This window comes from Clostridium homopropionicum DSM 5847 (genome assembly GCF_001263795.1).
Classification (GTDB): domain Bacteria; phylum Bacillota; class Clostridia; order Clostridiales; family Clostridiaceae; genus Clostridium_H; species Clostridium_H homopropionicum.
The window spans coordinates 134806-156144 of the sequence record NZ_LHUR01000012.1; the positions used below are offsets into that span (position 1 = coordinate 134806).

The 21339-nt window shown below is 32.2% G+C and carries 22 protein-coding genes; 3 read left to right on the forward strand and 19 right to left on the reverse strand.

From position 1 onward, the window contains the following. Position 1: 1 nt before the first annotated feature. Positions 2 to 1495: an ArnT family glycosyltransferase gene (locus CLHOM_RS04090; protein WP_242846732.1), complete on the reverse strand. Its 1494-nt coding sequence runs from the start codon at positions 1493 to 1495 to the stop codon at positions 2 to 4. A 196-nt stretch (positions 1496 to 1691) separates the two neighbouring features. Here CLHOM_RS04090 and CLHOM_RS04095 point away from each other — a divergent pair, with 196 nt between their 5' ends. The 3 genes from CLHOM_RS04095 to CLHOM_RS04105 all read left to right on the forward strand — a co-directional run bounded on the left by CLHOM_RS04095 (position 1692) and on the right by CLHOM_RS04105 (position 4410). Then, the gene (locus CLHOM_RS04095; RefSeq protein WP_052220420.1) at positions 1692 to 2699 is read left to right on the forward strand and encodes a glycosyltransferase family 2 protein; all 1008 of its coding nucleotides are present in this window, start codon (positions 1692 to 1694) and stop codon (positions 2697 to 2699) included. Between the two features lie 24 nt (positions 2700 to 2723). After that, entirely contained in the window at positions 2724 to 3107 is a 384-nt protein-coding gene (locus CLHOM_RS04100; RefSeq protein WP_052220421.1) for a GtrA family protein, read from the forward strand. 67 nt (positions 3108 to 3174) lie between these two features. Beyond that, entirely contained in the window at positions 3175 to 4410 is a 1236-nt protein-coding gene (locus CLHOM_RS04105) for a hypothetical protein (protein ID WP_052220422.1), read from the forward strand. Between the two features lie 68 nt (positions 4411 to 4478). Here the strand turns inward: CLHOM_RS04105 and CLHOM_RS04110 are convergent, their stop codons facing one another. The 18 genes from CLHOM_RS04110 to CLHOM_RS04195 all read right to left on the reverse strand — a co-directional run bounded on the left by CLHOM_RS04110 (position 4479) and on the right by CLHOM_RS04195 (position 21311). Beyond that, a complete protein-coding gene (locus CLHOM_RS04110; RefSeq protein ID WP_052220423.1) occupies positions 4479 to 5726 on the reverse strand; it encodes a glycosyltransferase family 2 protein in 1248 nt (415 codons plus the stop codon). Between the two features lie 126 nt (positions 5727 to 5852). Beyond that, the gene (gene hemL / locus CLHOM_RS04115) at positions 5853 to 7130 is read right to left on the reverse strand and encodes a glutamate-1-semialdehyde 2,1-aminomutase (RefSeq protein ID WP_052220424.1); all 1278 of its coding nucleotides are present in this window, start codon (positions 7128 to 7130) and stop codon (positions 5853 to 5855) included. A 9-nt stretch (positions 7131 to 7139) separates the two neighbouring features. Then, the gene (hemB, locus tag CLHOM_RS04120; protein WP_052220425.1) at positions 7140 to 8105 is read right to left on the reverse strand and encodes a porphobilinogen synthase; all 966 of its coding nucleotides are present in this window, start codon (positions 8103 to 8105) and stop codon (positions 7140 to 7142) included. A 22-nt stretch (positions 8106 to 8127) separates the two neighbouring features. Beyond that, entirely contained in the window at positions 8128 to 9621 is a 1494-nt protein-coding gene (gene cobA / locus CLHOM_RS04125; RefSeq protein WP_052220426.1) for a uroporphyrinogen-III C-methyltransferase, read from the reverse strand. After that, positions 9614 to 10516: a hydroxymethylbilane synthase gene (gene hemC / locus CLHOM_RS04130; protein WP_242846733.1), complete on the reverse strand. Its 903-nt coding sequence runs from the start codon at positions 10514 to 10516 to the stop codon at positions 9614 to 9616. Before hemC ends, cobA begins: the two co-directional genes overlap by 8 nt. A 16-nt stretch (positions 10517 to 10532) precedes the next feature. Further along, positions 10533 to 11177 (reverse strand): precorrin-2 dehydrogenase/sirohydrochlorin ferrochelatase family protein, encoded by a 645-nt coding sequence (locus CLHOM_RS04135; RefSeq protein ID WP_052220427.1) that lies wholly within the window; start codon positions 11175 to 11177, stop codon positions 10533 to 10535. Continuing rightward, a complete protein-coding gene (gene hemA / locus CLHOM_RS04140; RefSeq protein WP_052220428.1) occupies positions 11177 to 12331 on the reverse strand; it encodes a glutamyl-tRNA reductase in 1155 nt (384 codons plus the stop codon). Before hemA ends, CLHOM_RS04135 begins: the two co-directional genes overlap by 1 nt. 78 nt (positions 12332 to 12409) lie before the next feature. Next, positions 12410 to 12823, reverse strand: coding sequence for a M67 family metallopeptidase (locus CLHOM_RS04145; protein WP_052220429.1), 414 nt, complete (start codon positions 12821 to 12823; stop codon positions 12410 to 12412). Positions 12824 to 12832: 9 nt separating this feature from the next. Next, on the reverse strand, positions 12833 to 13636 hold the full coding sequence (thiF, locus tag CLHOM_RS04150; protein WP_052220430.1) for a thiazole biosynthesis adenylyltransferase ThiF: 804 nt from the start codon (positions 13634 to 13636) through the stop codon (positions 12833 to 12835). After that, positions 13636 to 13845: a sulfur carrier protein ThiS gene (gene thiS, locus CLHOM_RS04155; RefSeq protein WP_052220431.1), complete on the reverse strand. Its 210-nt coding sequence runs from the start codon at positions 13843 to 13845 to the stop codon at positions 13636 to 13638. The genes thiF and thiS overlap by 1 nt, the downstream gene beginning before the upstream one ends. Positions 13846 to 13856: 11 nt before the next feature. Next, on the reverse strand, positions 13857 to 14174 hold the full coding sequence (locus tag CLHOM_RS04160) for a thioredoxin family protein (RefSeq protein ID WP_052220432.1): 318 nt from the start codon (positions 14172 to 14174) through the stop codon (positions 13857 to 13859). Positions 14175 to 14221: 47 nt separating this feature from the next. Next, the gene (locus CLHOM_RS04165) at positions 14222 to 14467 is read right to left on the reverse strand and encodes a sulfurtransferase TusA family protein (RefSeq protein WP_052220433.1); all 246 of its coding nucleotides are present in this window, start codon (positions 14465 to 14467) and stop codon (positions 14222 to 14224) included. Then, on the reverse strand, positions 14460 to 15320 hold the full coding sequence (locus CLHOM_RS04170; protein WP_052220434.1) for a 4Fe-4S binding protein: 861 nt from the start codon (positions 15318 to 15320) through the stop codon (positions 14460 to 14462). Before CLHOM_RS04170 ends, CLHOM_RS04165 begins: the two co-directional genes overlap by 8 nt. A gap of 23 nt (positions 15321 to 15343) precedes the next feature. After that, positions 15344 to 16582, reverse strand: a complete 1239-nt coding sequence (locus CLHOM_RS04175) for an O-acetylhomoserine aminocarboxypropyltransferase/cysteine synthase family protein (RefSeq protein WP_341376446.1) — start codon at positions 16580 to 16582, stop codon at positions 15344 to 15346. A 52-nt stretch (positions 16583 to 16634) separates the two neighbouring features. Next, positions 16635 to 18338 (reverse strand): sulfate adenylyltransferase subunit 1, encoded by a 1704-nt coding sequence (locus tag CLHOM_RS04180; protein WP_074782747.1) that lies wholly within the window; start codon positions 18336 to 18338, stop codon positions 16635 to 16637. 1 nt (position 18339) lies between these two features. Next, on the reverse strand, positions 18340 to 19239 hold the full coding sequence (gene cysD, locus CLHOM_RS04185) for a sulfate adenylyltransferase subunit CysD (RefSeq protein ID WP_052220435.1): 900 nt from the start codon (positions 19237 to 19239) through the stop codon (positions 18340 to 18342). Between the two features lie 67 nt (positions 19240 to 19306). After that, positions 19307 to 19621 carry a 4Fe-4S dicluster domain-containing protein gene (locus CLHOM_RS04190; RefSeq protein ID WP_052220436.1) on the reverse strand — a complete coding sequence of 105 codons (315 nt, stop codon included), beginning with the start codon at positions 19619 to 19621 and terminating at the stop codon, positions 19307 to 19309. Beyond that, positions 19605 to 21311, reverse strand: a complete 1707-nt coding sequence (locus tag CLHOM_RS04195; protein ID WP_052220437.1) for an adenylyl-sulfate reductase subunit alpha — start codon at positions 21309 to 21311, stop codon at positions 19605 to 19607. The genes CLHOM_RS04190 and CLHOM_RS04195 overlap by 17 nt, the downstream gene beginning before the upstream one ends. Positions 21312 to 21339: the final 28 nt, after the last annotated feature.

Here is a 21339-nt window from a genome sequence, read left to right on the forward strand (position 1 = left end):
TTTATTTAGAAAAAATATACGCTGATTTATTTTCTAAAACAACTTTTAGATTATACCTATCTAGTTTCTGAGTTTGCTTACTATTTTTAGGTACTAAAAATAACGGCTTATCAGTAGTATCTTCTAAAAAATCTTCAATTTCTCCCTCTTTTGGTACCATATCTCCATAGAGTTCAGAGCATAGTAGATAACTTTGATCCCATCTGTCTGGATTATCTGCAGACTCCGATTTATACAATGAGTATATATTTTTCCCTCTATATTCCAGCATAGAACCAAGTTCTTTTATCAATTCCTGCACATTATCTACAGAATTATGTGAAACCATATTTATTATTGATATCTCATTTTTATAAAATGAAAATAATAACATTAAGCTTAACAAAATTTGTAGCACCAGGTTTCTCTTTTTACTTTTCAGGAGTCCACTAACTGCCCCTCCTAAGCTCATAGCTAAAGCAGGATAAATAGGAAGTATGTACCAAGATATTTTTGTTTTTGCTTTTGTATAAAGTAAAAACGGAACTGCTATCCACAAGAAAATTGCTAAAATGTAATTAAACAATTTTTTATTAACTATATCTGGCTCTAAAAGTAATGTTAGAGAAACAACTGAACTTACTAAAACTAGCAGCCAGTAAAAATACCCAAATTGCAACCTTTCAATATAAAATGAAGTACTTCCAATGTGTCCTTCAAGTGTAGTTGATGTTCTTTTCAACAAGTCAAAATCTATCATGGTCTTAAAAAATATTAAACCATCCTGAGTAAATCTAAAAATACCCCAAATAAAAATAGGCAAGATAGAACTTAATAAAAATAATATAAACTCTCTAGCTTTTAATTTGAATAAAATTCCACTTAATATTAAATAAGAACCTACTATAGCAATTATACTGATTGTATGCCAGCTTTTTGCAAGGAATGCAAAAGCAAAAAAAACTCCAGTACAATATAAAAAGCCAATGCTTTTTTCTATCATTAGCATGGAGATTATAGATAACGTAAAAAATAATATAAAAATAGAATCTGCATCTCCAGTTCTTGCACAGTGTTCAATTATATACGGCATTGTTGCAGTAAGAACGGCAGTTGAAATTATCGATGCTAGTCTTCCATGCTTTATTAAGGTAAAAATAGCTACAACTAATATTGTCAATAATGCTGCTACTGCTGAAAAAAATCTTAAGCCTAAGGCATTATATCCAAATAATTTATATCCGGCTATAATAGCCCAATAGCTTAATGGTGGTTTTAAGTTCCAGTAATCATTGGAATAGGCATAGGTATTTACTATATAATTATTATTTTTAATCATCTCAAAAGCACTAACCCCATGTCTTGCCTCATCCCAACTGCTTATAGGTGTATTACCAAGATTATAAAATAAATTGAATGCTGCAAACATTAGAATTATAGCAAGGAAAATATAATAGCACCTTTCAAAAAAATCTAAGATACTATCCATAGGTTTTGTGTTAAATATTCGTATCATATTCTTCTCCAAGTCAATTGTATTTTTCCTTACACTATTGTTTCCAAAATATGCGATTATATACCGGTACCCCCTTAAGTGTAAGTTATGATTAAAAATTATACGCTGAAATAGATTTTATCCATATGAGAATAAATAAAACTTTTTAGGGAAAAATAGTTGTGGGAAAATAAGCGTAATTTGGAGGATAACTATAATGAATTCAAAACTAATTTCAATAATAGTTCCAATGTACTTTGAAGAAGCTGTTGTAGAAGAATGTTATAAAAGACTTACTAGTGTGGCTTTATCTACTAACTTAAATTATGAAATAATCTTTATTAATGATGGAAGTACAGATAAAACTCCTGAACTGTTAGAAGCCATTGCAATTAAGGATCAAAATGTAAAGGTCATTAATTTTTCAAAAAACTTTGGCCATCAAATTGCAGTTTCTGCTGGAATAGATAAAGCTCAAGGTGATGCAGTAGTTATAATTGATGCTGATCTACAGGATCCACCAGAACTTATACCTCAAATGATAGATTTATGGGAAAATGGCTATGAAGTAGTATATGGCAAAAGAAAAAAACGTGATGGTGAAAGTTTTTTTAAACTCTTTACAGCAAAAGCCTTTTATAGAGTTCTAAATAAAATGAGTGATATCCAAATCCCTATGGATACGGGAGATTTCAGATTATTAGATAAAAAGGTAGTAGAAGTTTTAAGAAAGATGCCTGAACAAAATAGATTTCTCAGAGGAATGTCCAGTTGGGCAGGGTTTAGACAAATTGAGCTGGAGTATGAAAGAAAAGAACGCTTTGCAGGGGAAACTAAATACCCACTAAAAAAAATGCTTAAACTGGCTTCAGATGGTATATTGTCTTTTTCATCAAAACCAATTAAGCTAGTTGAATTAGCAGGCCTAATTACGCTTTCAATAGGATTTATCGCTGTTATTTATTTATTTTCAAGTTCCATTTTGGGCATTAGAGCTATGGAATTGAGGTGGATTTCTCTTTTTATAGCCATTGCTTTTATAGGTGGTATACAAATATTCTCTATAGGAGTAATTGGAGAATATGTTACAAGGATATATGATGAAAGTAAAGGAAGACCTCTTTATATAATTGATAGAGAAATAAATATGAAAAAGAGTGATAAGAAACTCTTATACATTGTTGGAAAAGATATTAACACTGAAAAAGAATATGGTACAAAATAAAAAGTAAGTTTCGGTGGTGAAAACATGAAAATATTTATTAAATTTTGTCTTGTTGGTGGAACCAACACTCTTCTCACACTAGCAACATTTTATATTTTGAATACAGTTCTAGGCATTAACTACATATTGAGCTCAATACTAGGCTATTGTGTTGGCATGGTTAATAGTTATATATTAAATAAGCGTTGGACTTTTTATGATAGTGAAAAGATAATATTTAACCAATTTATAAAATTTGTTACTGTAAATTTAATGTCTCTTTCAATAAATTTATTAGTTATGTATACCCTTTCAGGCAAACTGCATTTAAATGCAATGATAGCTCAAATTGTAGCAACAGGCTTTTCAATTATTTCTAACTATATCGGAAGTAAGCTTTGGGTATTTCGTAAACTTGAATTAAGATAACATGATTTCTATGATTGTAAGTTGATTTTTTACTTACAATCTTTTTTATAGAAGAAGGTGGTTAAATATGAAAGGAAATTTTACTGAAAACTTGTCACTTTTATTTAAATTGCTCATAATTGTACTTATTTCAAGATTAATATTATGTTTTGTTGGATATATTGGAATGAACACTTTTCCTATGTACGACACTATAAAAGACAAACATGCTCAAAGTACTCTTAATATGGACTTTGGTATTACCATTAATGAATCAAGGAAGCCAAGATTAGAAGATTTCTATAAATTTGATAGTGGTTTCTATCTTCAAATCTCAGATAATGGATATCCTAAGATAAAAATGTCTGAAAATAATCTCCCAACATCAATTAGCTTCTTCCCACTATATCCACTTTTAATAAGAGCAATGCATTATATTACTAATAGCAGTAGTAACATATTTAACGCCTTACTTCTATCAAATATACTATTAGTACTGTCACTGTACTATATATATAAGCTATGTGAAATAAGAGGTTTCGATAAAAAAGAAATATACCTAGTAATACTTGTAATTCTTTCTTATCCAACTTCACTTTTCTACTCAGTTCCGTATACAGAGAGCCTATTTTTGTGTCTTTCTGCTGCTACACTTTATTATTGCTCATTAAATAACTATGCAGCAGCATCAGTAGCAGCAGGATTATCTGCAATAACACGTTTTCCGGGATTTATTAATATAGCTTATGTATTTTTTGTAATGCTTTTAGATACAAACTTAAAATTTAGTTCTATAAAGCAATTAACCCGGATTTTTCACTATATGATTATTTCAATTATTCCAATTACAGTATACTTCTCTTATATGAAGTATCTAACAGGAGATTTTTTAGCACCCTTACACGATGTGGGAAACTGGAGTAGAAAGATGAGCATCCCATTTAAAAGCTATATAGATTATATTAGAAATCCATATTTTTTCTCTAGCGGTTCATGGAATAACGGAGTTGTTAGCTTTGTTATAGCAACTTCTATACTAGCAGTGTTTGTAATTTATATTATTCTAAATCGAAAGAATATGGACAGAAAGGAATGGATTTTCCTTCTATATGGATTTTTACTTATTGTTGTCCCATTTTCAAATGTTGGCTCGGTTCTAGTAAGTATTCCAAGATACCTTATGGTTTCAATTCCGATTTACTTATACATAGTAGAATTTTTTAGAGATAAAAAGTTTCTATTTTTATCTTATGTTTTTCTTTTTTCAACTCTTAATACTTTAATGGTTATAGGTTATTTTAATGGCTATAACTTTGTTGTATAAAATTAATAAAGAGATACCCATCTTACAAAAGACTAGGTATCTCTTTATCAATCAGTTTAATTTATCTTTTAATCTCTTTTCTTATTTATAATAGAATCATAATTTTCCTTTTCAAGCACTGCATCATGCAGTGTATGATTCCATACCTTTTGATCTTTTTTGATTAGTCCTATTATGCTTATTGGTACCCAAGTTATTCCGTATAGAGGATAAAAAACTACTGCAAACATTCTTTTTAGCGGAACTTTTTCTGATATTAATACTGATATAGGTATTACATACCTAAAGAATAGTGCTATAAACCAGTAAAAATCCGGAAGGATTAATTTTATTATAGGTACTTGTGGAAAGAATAGCTTTGCAATTATCATAGTAAAGGAAAAAGCATCTAATATCATCTTAGATGGCTGTATTAAATATATAAATGCATCAAAACATGCAAACTTTCCTTTTAGAAAAGCTTTCTTCAGCAATCTACCAGAGTATCTAAAACAGCAATCCCAATGTCCTTGAAGCCATCTAACTCTTTGAGCAAAGGAAGCTTTCATAGTCCTTGGTTTCTCATCATAAATTGTTGCATTATGCTCCCATACAACATCTATATCATTTAGTGTACATATCATTGTAAATTCCAAATCTTCAGTTAAACTCATAGCATTCCAGCCAAACTTCTTTAATACATCTGTAGCTACACAAAATCCTGTTCCACCTAATGCTGCATTTAATCCTAGCCTTTTTCTTGCTAGCTGAAATACTCTGTTAGTAATCCAGTAAGCCAAGGCATTAGAAAGAGTAACCCATGAATCATCAGGGTTTTTACTATCTAGATACCCTTGAATTACCTTTTTACCTTCAATGAGGTTATTATTCATTTTTAGTAAGAAGTTCTTACTAACTATATTATCTGCATCAAATATTACAACTGCATCGTACTGCTTCTCCATCTTAAACAGTAAATCAAAAAACCACTTTAAGGCATATCCCTTTCCTCTTTTTTCTGAATCATGTCTTTCAAGTGCTATAACCTCTTTACTTTTAGCTATTTTAGTAGTATCATCATCGCAATTGTCACATATTACAAATATATCATATAAACTCTTTGGATAATCCAGCTCTTTGAGGTTATCAATTATCTGTCCAATAACCTTTTCCTCATTATGGGCTGCAACTCCAATAGCGAAGACCTTTTCAGGTGGATAATCCTCACTTTCACGTACTTTTTTTAAACCAAAAAGAGATATTATATTATAGTAGTATGTAAGAAACAATACATAAATTTGTATAGCAAAAAATAGTGATAGAAAAACATACTTCATTTACTATCCTCCTTAATGTTGATAACAAAAATCAGTGTTAAAATATCAACCTCTAATACTATATTTTCTCTTACATACTACTTAATTATTCCTATAATATTAAATTTTTGTCTTTTAAATATTAATCTAGTTCAAATTTGGATAATTTTTTATTACATCAGAAGTCTTATTAATATCATCATCTGTATGTGCACATGATATGAACATGGCTTCAAACTGAGATGGTGGCATATAAATTCCTTTTTCTAATAGATATCCAAAATAATGAGCAAACTTATTTGTATCTGATGTAATTGCAGTAGAAAAATCAACCACCTTGCTAGATGTGAAAAATATTGACATTAGTGAGCCAATATTATTTACACACACCTCATCTCCAAACCTTTCCTTAACAGCATTTACAATTTTATTAGTTTGTAGTTCAATTCTTTTATAAATATCAGGTGTGTTTTTTAAAATATTTAAAGTTGCAATTCCAGCAGCAGTTGCGATAGGATTACCAGATAAAGTTCCAGCTTGATACACATGCCCAACTGGTGAAACAACCTCCATGATCTGTTTTTTCCCGCCGTATGCACCTACAGGCATTCCACCACCTATTATTTTCCCCAAAGTAGTTAAATCAGGAGTAACTCCAAAATATTCTTGTGCTCCCCCAGTTCCTAAACGAAAGCCAGTAATTACTTCGTCAAATATCAGCAGTGCGTTATATTTTATTGTAATCTCTCTTAAAAATTGCAAAAATCCTTTCTTAGGAAGGACCACTCCCATATTAGCTGCTACTGGTTCAATAATAACTGCTGCAATCTTATCACCATACTCTTTAAATAGATCCTCTACTGATTTTTCATTATTGTATTCTGCTATAAGGGTGTTTTTTGTGTAGTCATTTGGCACACCCTTGCTATTAGGAACTGACTGTGTTAGAGCGCCAGAACCAGCCTTAACTAAAAGTCCATCTGAATGACCATGATAACAGCCACTAAATTTTAATATCGCATCTCGATTTGTATATCCTCTTGCTGCACGAATTGCACTCATAACAGCTTCTGTACCGGAGCTAACTAATCTTGTCATTTCCATAGAGGGAATCATTTCACTAATTAGCTTTACCAGTACATACTCATTTTCTGTAGGTGCTCCGAAAGTAAGCCCTTTTTCACAAGCTTTTTTTACTGCTTCTACAACACTTCTATTTGTGTGTCCCAAAATACTAGGACCCCAGGAACAAACATAATCAATATACTCATTTCCATCTACATCATATATTTTAGAGCCATTTGCTTTTTCAATAAATACAGGTGTTCTTTTTACTGCTTGAAAAGCTCGTACAGGGCTATTTACTCCTCCAGGAATACATGTTTTAGACTTATTAAACAGTTCAATAGATTTATCAGAATTCATTTTATCCTCCTATCTTTCTTCAAGCCATTTTGCAACATCCAAAGCATGATAAGTAATGATTATTTTAGCACCGGCCCTCTTTATTCCAATCATATTTTCCATAACAATTCTTTTTTCATCTATCCAACCATTTTTTGCAGCAGCCTTTACCATAGAATACTCTCCACTAACATTATAAGCTGCAATTGGATAGTCAAAACGATTTGAAGCTTCTCTAATAACGTCCAAATATGCAAGGGCAGGTTTAACCATTATAACATCTGCTCCTTCTTCTATATCAGATTGACATTCCCTCATTGCTTCTCTTAAATTGCTTGGATCCATCTGATAAGTTTTTCTGTCTCCAAAGCTTGGAGCTGATTGTGCTGCATCCCTAAATGGGGAATAATAAGCTGATGCATATTTTGCACTATATGACATAATCATTAAATCTTTAAATCCATTCTCGTCTAAAGCCTCTCTAATTGCTTTTACTCTTCCGTCCATCATATCTGACGGTGCAATTATATCAACACCAGCCTTTGCCATGCTTACTGACATTTTTGATAGTAATGGCAATGTTTCATCATTTAATATTTTGCTTTCACAAATTAATCCACAATGTCCATGAGAAGTATACTCACAAAGACATATATCTGCAATTATTAATAACTCTGGCGCTTTATTCTTTATATATCTTATTGCCCTTTGGGTAACCCCATTATCGTCATATGCCTGGCTACCTACTTCATCTTTATGAGCAGGAATGCCAAATATTAAAATTGCATTAATACCACTTTCCAGTATTCTATATAGTTCTTCATCAAAACGATCAATGGAATACTGATAAATTCCTGGCATTGATTCTATTGGATTTTTAATATTTTCTCCTTCAATAATAAAAACTGGATAAACTAAATCTGTTTTTTCTATACTAGTTTCTCTAACTAAACTTCTCATGGGCCCATTTACACGCAATCTTCTCATATGTTTCATGTGACTCGTCCTCATTTCACTATTATTTTTCCCAAATATAATTCTTAATCTTGTCTATTAATCCATCTATATTGCTGATACTTGCTATTATATCTGCATTATAATTATTTTCTTTTACTTCATTCACAGTAACTTCACCAATGCATGCAATCTTTATACCATTTGGCAATTGAATATTATTTTTATGAATTTCTTCAAAGAACGCATTCACTCCAGATGCACTAAGGAAAACTAAACAATCCATTTCAGATATGTACTCTTTATTTTCTGTCAATTCCCCTTTTACATCATATATAGGTATTTCCTTATATTCTATATTATTATCTTCAAAGGTCATGGTCAGCTCCTGGCTTCCTCTTAATGCCCTGGGAATTAATACTTTTTCATTTTTAAATACAACTTTAGAAAATTCATCTGCTAAATTTTTTGTTGTATATATATTGGGCATAAAGTCAGCAAAGTACCCATACTTCTGCAGTGTTTGTTTTGTACCGCTTCCTATTACTGCAAATTTTATTTGATTTAATTTTCGCCTATCAACTTGATATTTTTCCATCTTATCAAAGAAAATATTGATAGCATTCTGACTTGTAAATATGATCCACTGGTATTTATCAATTCTCTGCAACTCTTCTTCTAATTGATAAATAAAAGGAGTTTCTTCTATTTTCATATTACAAATTGAATAAACTCTTGCACCAAGTCTATGCAAACCTGACTCTAACTTATTATACATAACTCCAGTTCCAGTAATTCCAATTTTAACGTTGGATAAAGGTTTTGTATCTATTGATGTAAAATTAAAGGCTGCAGTATCTCCTACAACAATAATAGCCGGGGATTTAATACCTTCCTCTTTGACTTTTACAGCAATATCAGAAAGGGTTCCTCTTACTGTTTTTTCGTTATTCATAGTTCCATTTGATATCACTGCTGCAGGTGTTTTTTTATCTTTACCATTTTCCATTAATTTATCTGTTATATTTTTAAGGTTAGACAGACCCATTAGAAACACAAGTGTTCCATCTAGTTTTCCTAAGACTTCATAATTATCTGTTAAGGTATTTTCAGATGATTTTGTATGCCCTGTTATAACATGAAAGCTTCTGCTTACTCCTCTATGAGTAACTGGTATCCCTACACTTGCTGGAACTGAAATAGCTGATGTAACACCTGGAATCACTTCAAAAGGAATCCCGTGTTTATTAAGTTCTTCTATTTCTTCTCCACCTCTTCCAAATACAAATGGATCTCCACCTTTTAAGCGAACCACCTTTTCGTATTTATAAGCACTTTCAACTATAATTTTATTTATCTCCTCTTGTGTTTTATAATGATTACCTGCCTCTTTTCCTACAAATACTTTCTTACATCCATCCTTTAAATAATTTAAAAGTTCATAAGATGCTAATCTATCATATATAACCATGTCGCAGGTTTTTAGAAGTTCTATTCCTCTTAAAGTGATAAGCTTAGGATCTCCTGGACCTGCTCCAACTAAATATACCTTACTCATGTGGAATTTCCTCCAAAATACTATTGGCCATTTTTTCAGCTAATTTTAAACGCTTTTCAACAGATGTACTTTCCTTGGTTTTTATAATTTCTCCATTTACTTCTTTCATCATCCAAATTGTAATTTCATTTCCATCTACTTTTGAATATGCTCCTATTGGTTCATGACACCCTGCATTAAAAAGCTCCAGTATCCTTCTCTCAGTTTCTAATTCTAATCTAGCTGCTGAATCTGAGATTTTTCCTATAACTTCACTAAGCTCACTATTTTTCCTTCCTTCTATTGCAATAATTCCTTGACCACCAGCTGGTATTAGCTCATCAATATCAAAATACTTATATTCACAGTCTGATTCCATATTAAGCTCTAACCTATTTATTCCAGCAGCTGCAAGAATAATTCCATCATACATACCATCTTTTAATTTATTAACCCTAGTATTAACGTTGCCTCTTAAAGGCTTACATTCTATATTTGTATATAATTCTTCTACTTGCATTTGTCTTCTTAAACTGCTGGTTCCAATAACAGCCATACTTTTTTCTTCAACCCTATTATCTCTCATAGTAATAAGCACATCCCTAGGATCCTCACGTTTTAACACTCCTAAAATATCTAATCCTTCCTTCATTTTCATAGGCATGTCCTTTGCACTGTGAATTGCTAGATCTATATCATTTTTAAGTAATGCTTCTTCAAATTCAGAAACGAATACAGCTTTTCCACCAAATTCTATTAAAGGTTTATCAAGAATCTTGTCTCCAGTTGTATGAATAACTACAACCTCACATTCAATTTCAGTATACTGTTGCTTTAATGCATTAATTACAAGATTAGTTTGAATAAGTGCTAATTTACTTCCCCTTGTTCCAATTTTTATTTTATTTTTAATCATTGAATCCTAGTCTCCTTTAGACTTTATATTTAGAAATTATATTCTCTATTTCTTCGGTTGTTATGTTTCTTCCGTATAATTGGGCAAGAGCTATCAATTCATTATATACTTGCTTTCTATATTCAGTATTAGGCACTTCCTTTTTTATATATTCCCTTTGTTCTCCTAAAACTTCAATCAGTTCTCCATAGTACTCTGGAATATATTTTTCAATGTCCCTTTTTATTTTAGCTGCCATTGCAGGGCTATTTCCCCCTGTTGCTATTGAAACAACTAATTCTTGATTTTTTATTATTGCAGGAAAAACAAAACTGCATTCTTCCTTTACATCAACAACATTTACCATCTTATTGTTTCTCTTGCAAACTTCTGATATATGTGAATTAAGAAGCTTATTGTCCGTTGCAGCTATTATAATTTCTGCAGCTAGTATATCCTCATCACGAAATTCTCTATTGTATAAAATTATTTGTTCCTTACTGTTTTTTTCATCATGGAACTTCTTAATTTTATAAATTTCTTCACAAATGTTTGGTGCTATAACAATTATTATTGCTTCAAACTTTAGTAATACTTTTATTTTCCCTAATGCAATTTTTCCTCCACCTACAACTAAAAAAATCTTATTATTTATATCTATATAAAATGGAAAGTATGCCATTATTTTTCCTCACTTATTATATCATCTAACGAATCCAGCAGTATTCCCAACTGCTCACTGTTAAGTGAACGCTTCAAATGATATAATACATAAGGAAATCCTTTCTCCTGGACCTTCTTATTAATCTTATCAATTGAAGTATGAAATTCCTGAAAACGCATATTTTTTAATGCTTCATCAATACACTTATCTAATATTATCTGTGCTTTATCTAATTCCTTAAGCTTTATCCTATTATTTTCTTTGGAAGCTTTCTCAAAATAATCTATATCAACTATATCCATTCCTTTAATATTTAAAATATCTTTATCAATATCACCTGGTACTGCTAAGTCAATAAATAATTTATTTGATGTGCACCCATCTAATACATTTAATACTTCATCATAAGTAAATGTATAATGTGGACTTGTTGTTGCACTAACAATAACATCAGCTCTTTTTAAAAACTTGTATCTATCCTTGTAGTCACTAATCTGAATATTACTTATGTTTGAAAATAATCCATTACTTTTATTATGGCTTCTGCTAGTTCCAATAATACTAATATCTTTACTGCATAGGTTTTTAGCAACTATGCTTCCCATTTTACCGGAGATTCCCACAATTAGGACCCTGGAATTTTCTTTTGTCTTTAAATATTCTATAATTTTATTTGCTGTCAAAGTACCTATAGAAACAGGGGTATTAGAAAGTTTTGTATCTGTTTTTATAGCTTTTGCACTGCTTAATGCTCCTTGAAATGCCAAATTCAATTCGACATTTGAAAATTTATTATTCAAAGATAATTCATATGCATCCTTTACCTGCCTTAAGATTTCATCTTCACCTAAAACCATTGAATCTAAACCGCAAGCAACTCTAAATAAATGCCTTACTGCTTCATCATTGCTATATACATTAAAATATTTTCTGATTTCACTCTGCTTAGCATTTTTAAATTTTGCTAACTGCTTTTCTACTATATCAATTGAAGTTTTATCTCCACTAAAGTAAATCTCGCTTCTATTGCAGGTTGAAACAATAACACATCCTCTAAGTTTTTCCTCTTGCAATAACTGTTTTTCAAACTCCAGCTGTTCATCAGAAGAAAATGCAAATAGTTCTCTTATATTAACTGGTGTTGTTTTATGGCTAATACTAATACAGTGCATATTGCATGCCTCCATAGCTTGTAAATTGTAAGTAAAGGGCAAACAATCGTCAGCCCTTTACTTATTATTTATCATTAATTACATAATATTTATTGTTTCTTCAATGACATTTTTATCTTCATTAATTAAAAATGCTTTCAATACATATTCATTTTTATTCATTAAGGATAAAATTAAATAATTAGCTTTTGAATCATATGCAAGTCTCTTATCTTCTTCTGATGGTCTAGCAGGTGATTCTGGGTGTGAATGAAAATTTCCTAATAACTCCAAGTTATTTGCTCTCATATCCTTAATTGCAGCCAGCTGTTCTTTTGGGTCCATGGAAAAATGTTCATTACTTTCATCAATATTTGTCAGCAAATATACCTTTTCAATATATTTCACATCACCATTTACCTTCCCTGCAATAAGTCCACAAGCTTCATTAGGTAAGCCGCTTAATGCATGTTGTAAAATAATATCATAATCACTCTTCTTCAAATATAACATTATGCATCCCTACTTTCCATCACACTCAACCTGCTCATAGTCAATTAATTGGGTTATTGTAGGATGTTCTCCGCAAACTCCGCAGTTTCCATTATCCGGAAGCTTAATAGTATGAAATTCCATTTCAAGTGCATCATAGGTTAATAATCTTCCAACAAGTGGTTCTCCTACACCAAGAATGCATTTTATTGCTTCCATTGCCTGAAGACTTCCTATAACACCACCCATTGCACCAATCACTCCTGCCTGCTTACAAGTAGGCACTGCATCCTTTGGCGGCGGATTTTTAAACACACAGCGGTAACATGGACCTTGTCCAGGGACATAAGTCATTAGCTGCCCGTAAAATCTTATAATCCCTGCATGTGAAAATGGTTTTTTTGCCATAACACATGCATCATTAATCAAAAACTTTGCTGGGAAATTATCGGTTCCATCAATGATAAAATCATAATCTTTAATTAAATCCATAACATTTTCTGATGTTACAAATGTACGATATGTACTTACCGTCACATCAGAATTTATTGCATTTATTGTCTCCTTTGCTGACTTAACTTTTGCCTTTCCAATATCAGCAGTACTATGAATTATCTGCCTCTGTAAATTAGATAAATCTACTTCATCTGCATCTACAATTCCAATGGTTCCTACACCAGCTGCTGCAAGATACATAGCAGCTGGAGCACCAAGTCCCCCTGCACCAATAATTAATACTTTTGCATTTAATAATTTTTTCTGTCCTTTTGCCCCTACTTCTTTCAAAATAATATGGCGAGAATATCTTTCTAACTGATCATTTGTAAATGCCATTAGAAGCTGCCTCCTCCCATAAAGTATAGGAATTCAACAGTATCATTTTCATTTAAAGTTTTGCTTTGAAAATCTGCACTGTTTACAAATTCATCATTTACTGTTACTGTTACATATTGAGCATTCTCTACTTTCTCAACCTCAATTAATTCTACTACGGTAATGCCATCTTTTACTTCCTTTTTCTTTCCTGCTACTGTTATAAACATTTTATTACCCCCTATATAATGTCATTTAATATCTTTTGTAATTCCACTTTATTTTTAAAACCTCTTGTCCTATTTATTTCCTGACCATCTTTTATGAATACAATAGTTGGTGAAGCCATAATTTGATACTTCTGTGCAAGATTTTCATCAAAATTAACATTTACCTTGACTACTTTTGCCATGTTTTCATATTCATCTTCTAAATCTCCAAGAATAGGAGACATTTGCTTGCATGGAATACAAGAATCAGAATAAAATTCTACTAAAACTGGCACAGGAGACTTCAACACTTCTGTTTCATAATTTTCTTCATTTACTCTTAATGCCAACCCTTTCACCCCTCCATTTTTAAATTGGGTTCTCTCATTATTCCCTATTAGTCTTCAAGCTTTTTTACTATTAAAGTATAGGTCCCATCTTCATTATTAATTAGCTTAAGTATCTGGTGTCCTTCCTCTTTAAGACTTCTTGGAACATTCTGAACAGGCTCACCATCATTCATTCTAACTGCTAAAGTTTCTCCAATTTCTAATTCTTCAATGGCTACTTTAGCCTTAACAAATGTAAGAGGGCAAACTACATCGGTAATATCCACTGAATCTGCAATATTATAATCAGCCATTATAAGCATCCTCCATTTCTTTTTTAAATTTCTCTGCACCAACTCTATCAATTGTAAACTTAAATCTTTCTCCTGGCTTTCCATTAGTTTGGAAAAAGTTAATTGCAGCATCTGTTACACGATAAAGCTGTTCTTCTGTTTTTATCAGTGGTAAGAAGGAATCTCCCTTATTGATTGTATTTCCAAATAAACCACCAAAGGATACAATATATGAACTTTCTCCTACCCATGCTCCAGTTGGGCAGGATTTTTCACAACGACCACAGTTATTACATTTATCTGTATCAATAGTGATATCATTATTTTCAATCTTAATTGCTCCACTGCGGCAGGCTCTTTCGCAAACCCCACAAAAAATACATTTATCTGCTTCCCAATGGACATCAGAGGCTCCTTTTATACCTAAGTCATTTTCTTCAGCCTTTAAGCAGTTATTTTGGCATCCAGTTACTCCAAACTTAAACTTATGAGGTAATTCTCTTGCATAATATCTTTTATCAAGTTCTTCAGCAATTTTATAAGCATCAATGTTACCACTTGGACAAATTACGTTGCCTTGACAAGCTGTAACAGTACGTACTCTAGGTCCGCAGACTCCAGGCTTGCATCCGCCTTTGGCTAATTCTGCTTTTACTTCTTCTATATCCTCAAATTTAATATATGGAATCTCAAGACCTTGTCTTGAAGTAAGGTGAACATACCCTTTGCCATACTTTTCAGCCACTTCATATATATGCTTTAGGTTTTCTGCTGTTAAATTTCCTCCTACTACCTGAAGCCTAAGTGAAAAATTTCCCTTCTGCTTCTGTCTCATGAATCCACCTTTTTTTAATGCTGCATAGTCTACTGCCATAATTAAATCCTCCTATCTATATATTAAGCATCAATTGCCTGTTTAAAATCAGCTATCAAATCTTCTATATCTTCAATTCCTACGCTGATGCGAATTAAATCCTCATATACACCTGCATTCTTCTTTTCTTCCTCAGTGCTGTGAATATAAATTGTTGAAGCTGGATGTATTACTAAAGTCTTTGTGTCACCTATATTTGAAACCTTCAATGAATATTTTAAGTTATTAATTATAGAAAAAGCTTTCTCCTTTGATCCCACACGAATAGTCACCATAGCACCAAATCCATTTTTAAACTGCTTTTTTGCTATATTGTGATAAGGATTTGACTCTAAACCAGGGTAATTTACTGAGTGAATTTTTTCATTAGTTTCAAAGTACTTGGCTAATTTATAAGCATTATCACAGGATCGTTCCATACGAATTCCCATGGTTTCTAATCCTACACTATTAAGATAAGCATTAAAGGGTGAAAGACAGGCTCCTGTATTTCTAAATAGTGTCTCTCTAATCTTAGCAGTGAATGCAAAAGGCCCCATCTTTTTATATGGCTTTATGCTTGGATAACGTTCCTCACTCCATGTAAATTTACCGCTATCTATAATAACCCCACTAATAGAATTGCCACTGCCATTTATATACTTTGAAGATGAATTTATGACTATATCAGCTCCTAATTCAATTGGTTTTACTAAATATGCAGTTGCAACCGTGTTATCTACAATAAATAGAATATTTTTCTCTTTTGCAAACTTTGCCACTGCTTGTATATCTAATATATCCAACTTTGGATTTCCAATTGTCTCTGCAAAAATAATTTTAGTCCTGTCACTTACTTTTTTTTCAATTTCAGTGACTGTAGTCTCTTTTATATACTTTGTGTTAATCCCAAAGGATTCTAGATCTTTAAATAGCCCAATAGTTCCACCAAATATTCCTGTATTAGAAATGATTTCATCACCACTTCTTACTACATTCATAATTGCATTAAAAATTGCAGCCATACCTGATGCACATGCTACAGTACTTACTCCACCTTCTAGCAGCGTAATACGCTTTTCAAAAGATGCTATTGTAGGATTGCTAATTCTTGTATACGCAAAACCCGGAGCCGCGTTCAAAAAAACCTTCTCTAGACGTTCTGCTGATTCTTGTTCAAAAGCACTGCTTTGATATATTGGAGTTAAAGTTGCTCCAGTATCTTTTTTACTTTCTATATTTCCATGTAAAAGAGATGTATTAAATTTCATTTTACTTGTCATAATTCTTTCACTATCCTTTAAAATTAGACTTTACTTTCTCATTGACCATAGGCTATATTACCCAGTAATTGCTGTGAAATATTACACTTCGATAAGTTTCTAAGCTAACCCATTTATTCAAAAATTCTACTTCATTTTCTTCATTCATTTCTTTATATTCATTTAAAAACTTTAAAGCTTCTTCATTGGAATTTACTTTTACTGCAAAGCCTCTTCCATTAACAATTGGAACTCCCATATACTCATATTCATCAATTGACTGGATGTCACTAATCTTCTGGTCACGAACTTTAACTGCAACCCAGTCACGAAGTATTAAAATGTCAATATTCTCTGGATATTTATAGCTCTCACCTTTAACCGGGATTTTATCTCCTACAGTATAAGTATGTTGTATTGGTTTATATTTTGATAAAGATAAACTTTCTGTGTTGTAGTAAAATTCTTCAAAAACATCCCCTCTTGCTTTTAACTGGTTATATTGGAATGCAACATTATCTTCATTGTTTTTTTCTTTTTCTAAAATACTTTCTACAACACCACAAGCTGAGGTCATATTAGTTATACGATCAATCAAAATAAGTTCACCAAGTACCTTATGCAAGTTAAACTTGTCAACTGGAATCTTTTCAGAAAGTGAAATACCACATACTGCAATTTCATTTTTCTTTAAATTTCCAGCTATTAAATGTTCTCCAGAATTCACATCAATTTTATATTTTATTTCTGTAACAACCCCTGGTAGCATTTTAGTTCCTAACTTTACAAAATAATTTTTACCTGGGTTTAACTCAGAGTCATCCATCCATAAAACAGTTGCAGTAATTAAATTACTAGTGCCAATATCCCCGCTCTTTGCAAGTACACATCCTCTAGACACATCAACTTCTTTATTAAGCTGTATTGTAACCGGCTGACCTTTAGATGCACTGGATGCATTCTTATCAGTTATAAGAATACTTTTTACCAAGGCTTTTTCATTGCTTGGAAGAGCAGTTACTTCATCACCTACAGAAATACTGCCAGCTTCAATTTCTCCTTGAAAGCCTCTAAAAGTATGATTTGGTCTACATACCCTCTGAACTGGCATATAGAATCCTTTCTCCTCTGAAGTATTATCAACATCTATATTTTCTAGGTAAGGCAAAAGTGGCAATCCTGTATACCATGGTATATTTTCTGAATTCACCATGATATTATCCCCCTCAGTTGCAGAAAGAGGTATGATTTGGATATTTTCTAAAGAAAGTTCCTTCTCCAATTCTTTAATTTCTTTTTCAACTTCTAGGAATCTTTTCTGATCATATTCCACTAAATCCATCTTGTTTACAGCAAATATAAAATATTTGATACCCATTAATGAACAGATTCTGGCGTGTCTTCTGGTTTGAACAAGTACTCCTTGTTTAATATCAATAAGTATCACTGCAAGATCTGCAAAGGATGCACCAACTGCCATATTTCTAGTGTATTCTTCATGACCCGGCGTATCAGCCACAATAAAGCTTCTATTATCTGTTGTAAAATAGCGGTATGCAACATCAATTGTTATTCCCTGCTCTCGTTCAGCCATAAGTCCATCTAACAATAACGAATAATCAATTGCACCATTACGGCTGCCAACTCTACTGTCTAATTCCAAAGCTCTTTTCTGATCTGCATATAAAAGCTTTGCATCATATAAAATATGTCCAATGAGAGTAGATTTTCCATCATCCACACTACCGCAGGTTATAAACTTTAATAAGCTCTTCATCTTAGAAATACCCCTCTCTCTTTCTTCTTTCCATGCTACCTACTTCTTCAGTATCAATAACGCGGGTGGTTCTTTCAGATGACACTGCACTTAATGTTTCCTCAATAATTTCATTTAAGGTAGTAGCTTCTGATTCCATCCCTCCTGTAAGCGGATAACATCCTAAAGTTCTGAAACGAATTTTTTTGTGTTGAATTTCTTCTCCAGGCAATAATTTCATTCTATCATCGTCTACCATAATAATATTTCCATCCCTATATACAACTGGTCGCTCTTTTGCAAAATACAATGATACAATGTCAATATTTTCTCTTTTTATATACTCCCAGATATCTCTTTCCGTCCAGTTTGAAATTGGAAAAACTCTTATACTTTCGCCCTTATGAAGTCTCGTATTATAAAGTTTCCACATTTCAGGTCTCTGATTTTTAGGATCCCATGCCTGTGCCTCATTACGGAAGGAAAAAATTCTTTCTTTTGCACGTGACTTTTCCTCATCACGGCGTCCACCTCCAAAAGCTGCTGTAAAACCATATTTTTTTAATCCTTCTTTTAAAGCCTGTGTCTTCAATATATCTGTATAGGCTGATCCATGATCAAATGGATTAATCCCTTGCTTTAATGCCTCTTCATTTTTATGAACAATCATTTCTATTCCTAATTCTTTTGCCCTTCTATCACGGAACTCTATCATTTCTCTAAATTTCCAGGTAGTATCAATATGCATGAAAGGGAAAGGCGGTTTCTCAGGATAAAATGCTTTCATAGCAAGGTGTAACATAACAGAACTATCTTTTCCAATTGAATATAACATTACTGGTTTCTCACACTCAGCAGCTACTTCACGAATAATATATATTGCTTCTGCTTCTAATTTATCTAGATGTGATAATTCACTCATTATTAATTCCTCCTGCTATTCATACTTATATTTAAAATATGAATTTTTTTATTCATTTAAGGTTTTCCTAGTATTTATTAGAATTCTTGCGATTTACATCAATAGAATGCAAGATTCCATTGCTTTCTTCAATATTCCAATGTACAATATCCCCTTCAGTCTCAACGGTTAAGTGGCTTCCCCTTCCTCCAATATCTGCTCCTAAATAAAATGAGATTGCACACTCCTTACATTCTTTAATACAGGAACAGCATCCCCAACAGTCTTTTGGGTACTTCATATAGGCTTTTCCATCTTCATCTAACTTTATGAGACTTCCAGGACAGACAGATAGGCATCTTTTACATCCTATACATTTTTCTTTGTTAATTTTTATGCTCATAGCTCTCACCTCTTCCCACTAAATCTCTGTACAAAATAGTAAGCTCTCTATCTATAAGCTTTGAATTAACATATTTAAGCCATTTATCACTTTTCTCTGGATAGTCCAAATTTTCTGCAAAACTATGCCATCTGGTTTCTTTTCTTGCCCTTAAATGAGCAATCACTAACTTACAAACTGTTAGTCTTTCTTTTAATTCATATACAAACATAAGCTCATGCATGTCATTAGCATGAAGTTCATTACTCAGCTTCATAATATGCTCAATTTTTTCCTCAGCTAATGTAAGCTGCTTTTCATTAAACTGATAATTAGTACCAATTCCGCCTGCATAAGAATCCATTATTTTCTGCATAGCTTCTTCTAATTCTTCTATAGAAAATATAGGATTTTCAAAATTCAATATATTTTCTACCTCTTGTTTTTTTAATTTTATAAGTAAGTCTTCCTCTGCCTTTGAAAAGGTAGCAGAATTGCCTTTATCATTTTCAATTTCTTCTATGGCAGCTTTTGCTGCAATTCCCCCTTCTACTAAGGCACCTGTAACATATTTTTGAGGACAACCACCAGCCACATCACCAGCAGCAAAAAGACCTTTAATTGTTGTTTCTCGTCTAGTGTCAACCCAATATCCACTGGCAGTATGACCACCAACTATATAAGGTTCTGTACCTTCAATTTCTACATTCTGCTGGCTAGGATTTTTGCCCTCTTCTACCCATTTAAGCGTTTGACTTGGTGCCATGTTTAAATATGCTTTTTTCAATTCTTCATCCTGAGAAGAACTAATTCCTTCTGTTCTTAGGTAGCATGGTCCTCTGCCTTCTTGATTTTCCTTTACGGTACCATAGACTCTTTCAGAAGTTGTAAGACCGTATTTAGTCTCATAAACCTCTCCTTTTGAATTAACTTGCTTTGCACCTACTCCTTGTGCAATGGTTCCTGTAGGTGCTATGGTATCTTTACATCTTAATGCAATAAACCTCATTTCAAAGGTAGTCATTTCAGCACCTGCACGGATTCCCATGGCATATCCTGCCCCAGTATTAAAAGGTGGGTACCACATCTTGTGTCTTGAAAACCCGGGATTATTAGGTCTGTACAATCCTGCTGCACCGCCAGTGGCACATATGACTTTTTTTGCTCTAATTTCATACATAATTTCTTTTTCTAAATCAATTGCAAAAGCGCCTAAAATCTCATTTTCTTTTACAATGTAATCAGTAGCATTTACATGATTCATAACTGTAACATTAGAAAGCTTTTTCACTGCATTTGCTAGAATAGGCTTAATGTTTTCTCCATTTATTTTGATATTTCTATTTCCTCTAGCTACATATTTACCATTTTCATCTTTTAAGATCACAAGGCCTAATTCTTCTAACCTTTTTGTTACCCTATTTAATCCCTGAGACATAGTAAGAAGCAAATCTTCTCTTACAATATTATCTGCATCCTTTTTTGCATAATCCACGTAGTCTTCAGGGGTTCTGCCTTCTACTATATAAGCGTTAATTGCATTTACTCCTGCAGCTAAGCATCCACTTCTTTTAATATTAGCTTTTTCAAGAATTAATACTGATGCATTTGAATGTTCTCTAATAGTTATTGCAGCATAGCATCCTGCTGTACCGCCACCAATAATCAATACATCAGTTCTCAATTGCTTTACTTGTATTTCTTTTTTCATTTGTACCCCTTCCTTTAAGTAAATATTT

What these genes read in the sequence shown, in the direction of transcription:
- CLHOM_RS04090 (WP_242846732.1), bottom strand. Translation starts at nt 1,495, where the DNA reads ATGATACGAATATTTAACACAAAACCTATGGATAGTATCTTAGATTTT.
- CLHOM_RS04095 (WP_052220420.1), top strand. Translation starts at nt 1,692, where the DNA reads ATGAATTCAAAACTAATTTCAATAATAGTTCCAATGTACTTTGAAGAA.
- CLHOM_RS04100 (WP_052220421.1), top strand. Translation starts at nt 2,724, where the DNA reads ATGAAAATATTTATTAAATTTTGTCTTGTTGGTGGAACCAACACTCTT.
- CLHOM_RS04105 (WP_052220422.1), top strand. Translation starts at nt 3,175, where the DNA reads ATGAAAGGAAATTTTACTGAAAACTTGTCACTTTTATTTAAATTGCTC.
- CLHOM_RS04110 (WP_052220423.1), bottom strand. Translation starts at nt 5,726, where the DNA reads ATGAAGTATGTTTTTCTATCACTATTTTTTGCTATACAAATTTATGTA.
- hemL (WP_052220424.1), bottom strand. Translation starts at nt 7,130, where the DNA reads ATGAATTCTGATAAATCTATTGAACTGTTTAATAAGTCTAAAACATGT.
- hemB (WP_052220425.1), bottom strand. Translation starts at nt 8,105, where the DNA reads ATGAAACATATGAGAAGATTGCGTGTAAATGGGCCCATGAGAAGTTTA.
- cobA (WP_052220426.1), bottom strand. Translation starts at nt 9,621, where the DNA reads ATGAGTAAGGTATATTTAGTTGGAGCAGGTCCAGGAGATCCTAAGCTT.
- hemC (WP_242846733.1), bottom strand. Translation starts at nt 10,516, where the DNA reads ATGATTAAAAATAAAATAAAAATTGGAACAAGGGGAAGTAAATTAGCA.
- CLHOM_RS04135 (WP_052220427.1), bottom strand. Translation starts at nt 11,177, where the DNA reads ATGGCATACTTTCCATTTTATATAGATATAAATAATAAGATTTTTTTA.
- hemA (WP_052220428.1), bottom strand. Translation starts at nt 12,331, where the DNA reads ATGCACTGTATTAGTATTAGCCATAAAACAACACCAGTTAATATAAGA.
- CLHOM_RS04145 (WP_052220429.1), bottom strand. Translation starts at nt 12,823, where the DNA reads ATGTTATATTTGAAGAAGAGTGATTATGATATTATTTTACAACATGCA.
- thiF (WP_052220430.1), bottom strand. Translation starts at nt 13,636, where the DNA reads ATGGCATTTACAAATGATCAGTTAGAAAGATATTCTCGCCATATTATT.
- thiS (WP_052220431.1), bottom strand. Translation starts at nt 13,845, where the DNA reads ATGTTTATAACAGTAGCAGGAAAGAAAAAGGAAGTAAAAGATGGCATT.
- CLHOM_RS04165 (WP_052220433.1), bottom strand. Translation starts at nt 14,467, where the DNA reads ATGGCTGATTATAATATTGCAGATTCAGTGGATATTACCGATGTAGTT.
- CLHOM_RS04170 (WP_052220434.1), bottom strand. Translation starts at nt 15,320, where the DNA reads ATGGCAGTAGACTATGCAGCATTAAAAAAAGGTGGATTCATGAGACAG.
- CLHOM_RS04175 (WP_341376446.1), bottom strand. Translation starts at nt 16,582, where the DNA reads ATGACAAGTAAAATGAAATTTAATACATCTCTTTTACATGGAAATATA.
- CLHOM_RS04180 (WP_074782747.1), bottom strand. Translation starts at nt 18,338, where the DNA reads ATGAAGAGCTTATTAAAGTTTATAACCTGCGGTAGTGTGGATGATGGA.
- cysD (WP_052220435.1), bottom strand. Translation starts at nt 19,239, where the DNA reads ATGAGTGAATTATCACATCTAGATAAATTAGAAGCAGAAGCAATATAT.
- CLHOM_RS04190 (WP_052220436.1), bottom strand. Translation starts at nt 19,621, where the DNA reads ATGAGCATAAAAATTAACAAAGAAAAATGTATAGGATGTAAAAGATGC.
- CLHOM_RS04195 (WP_052220437.1), bottom strand. Translation starts at nt 21,311, where the DNA reads ATGAAAAAAGAAATACAAGTAAAGCAATTGAGAACTGATGTATTGATT.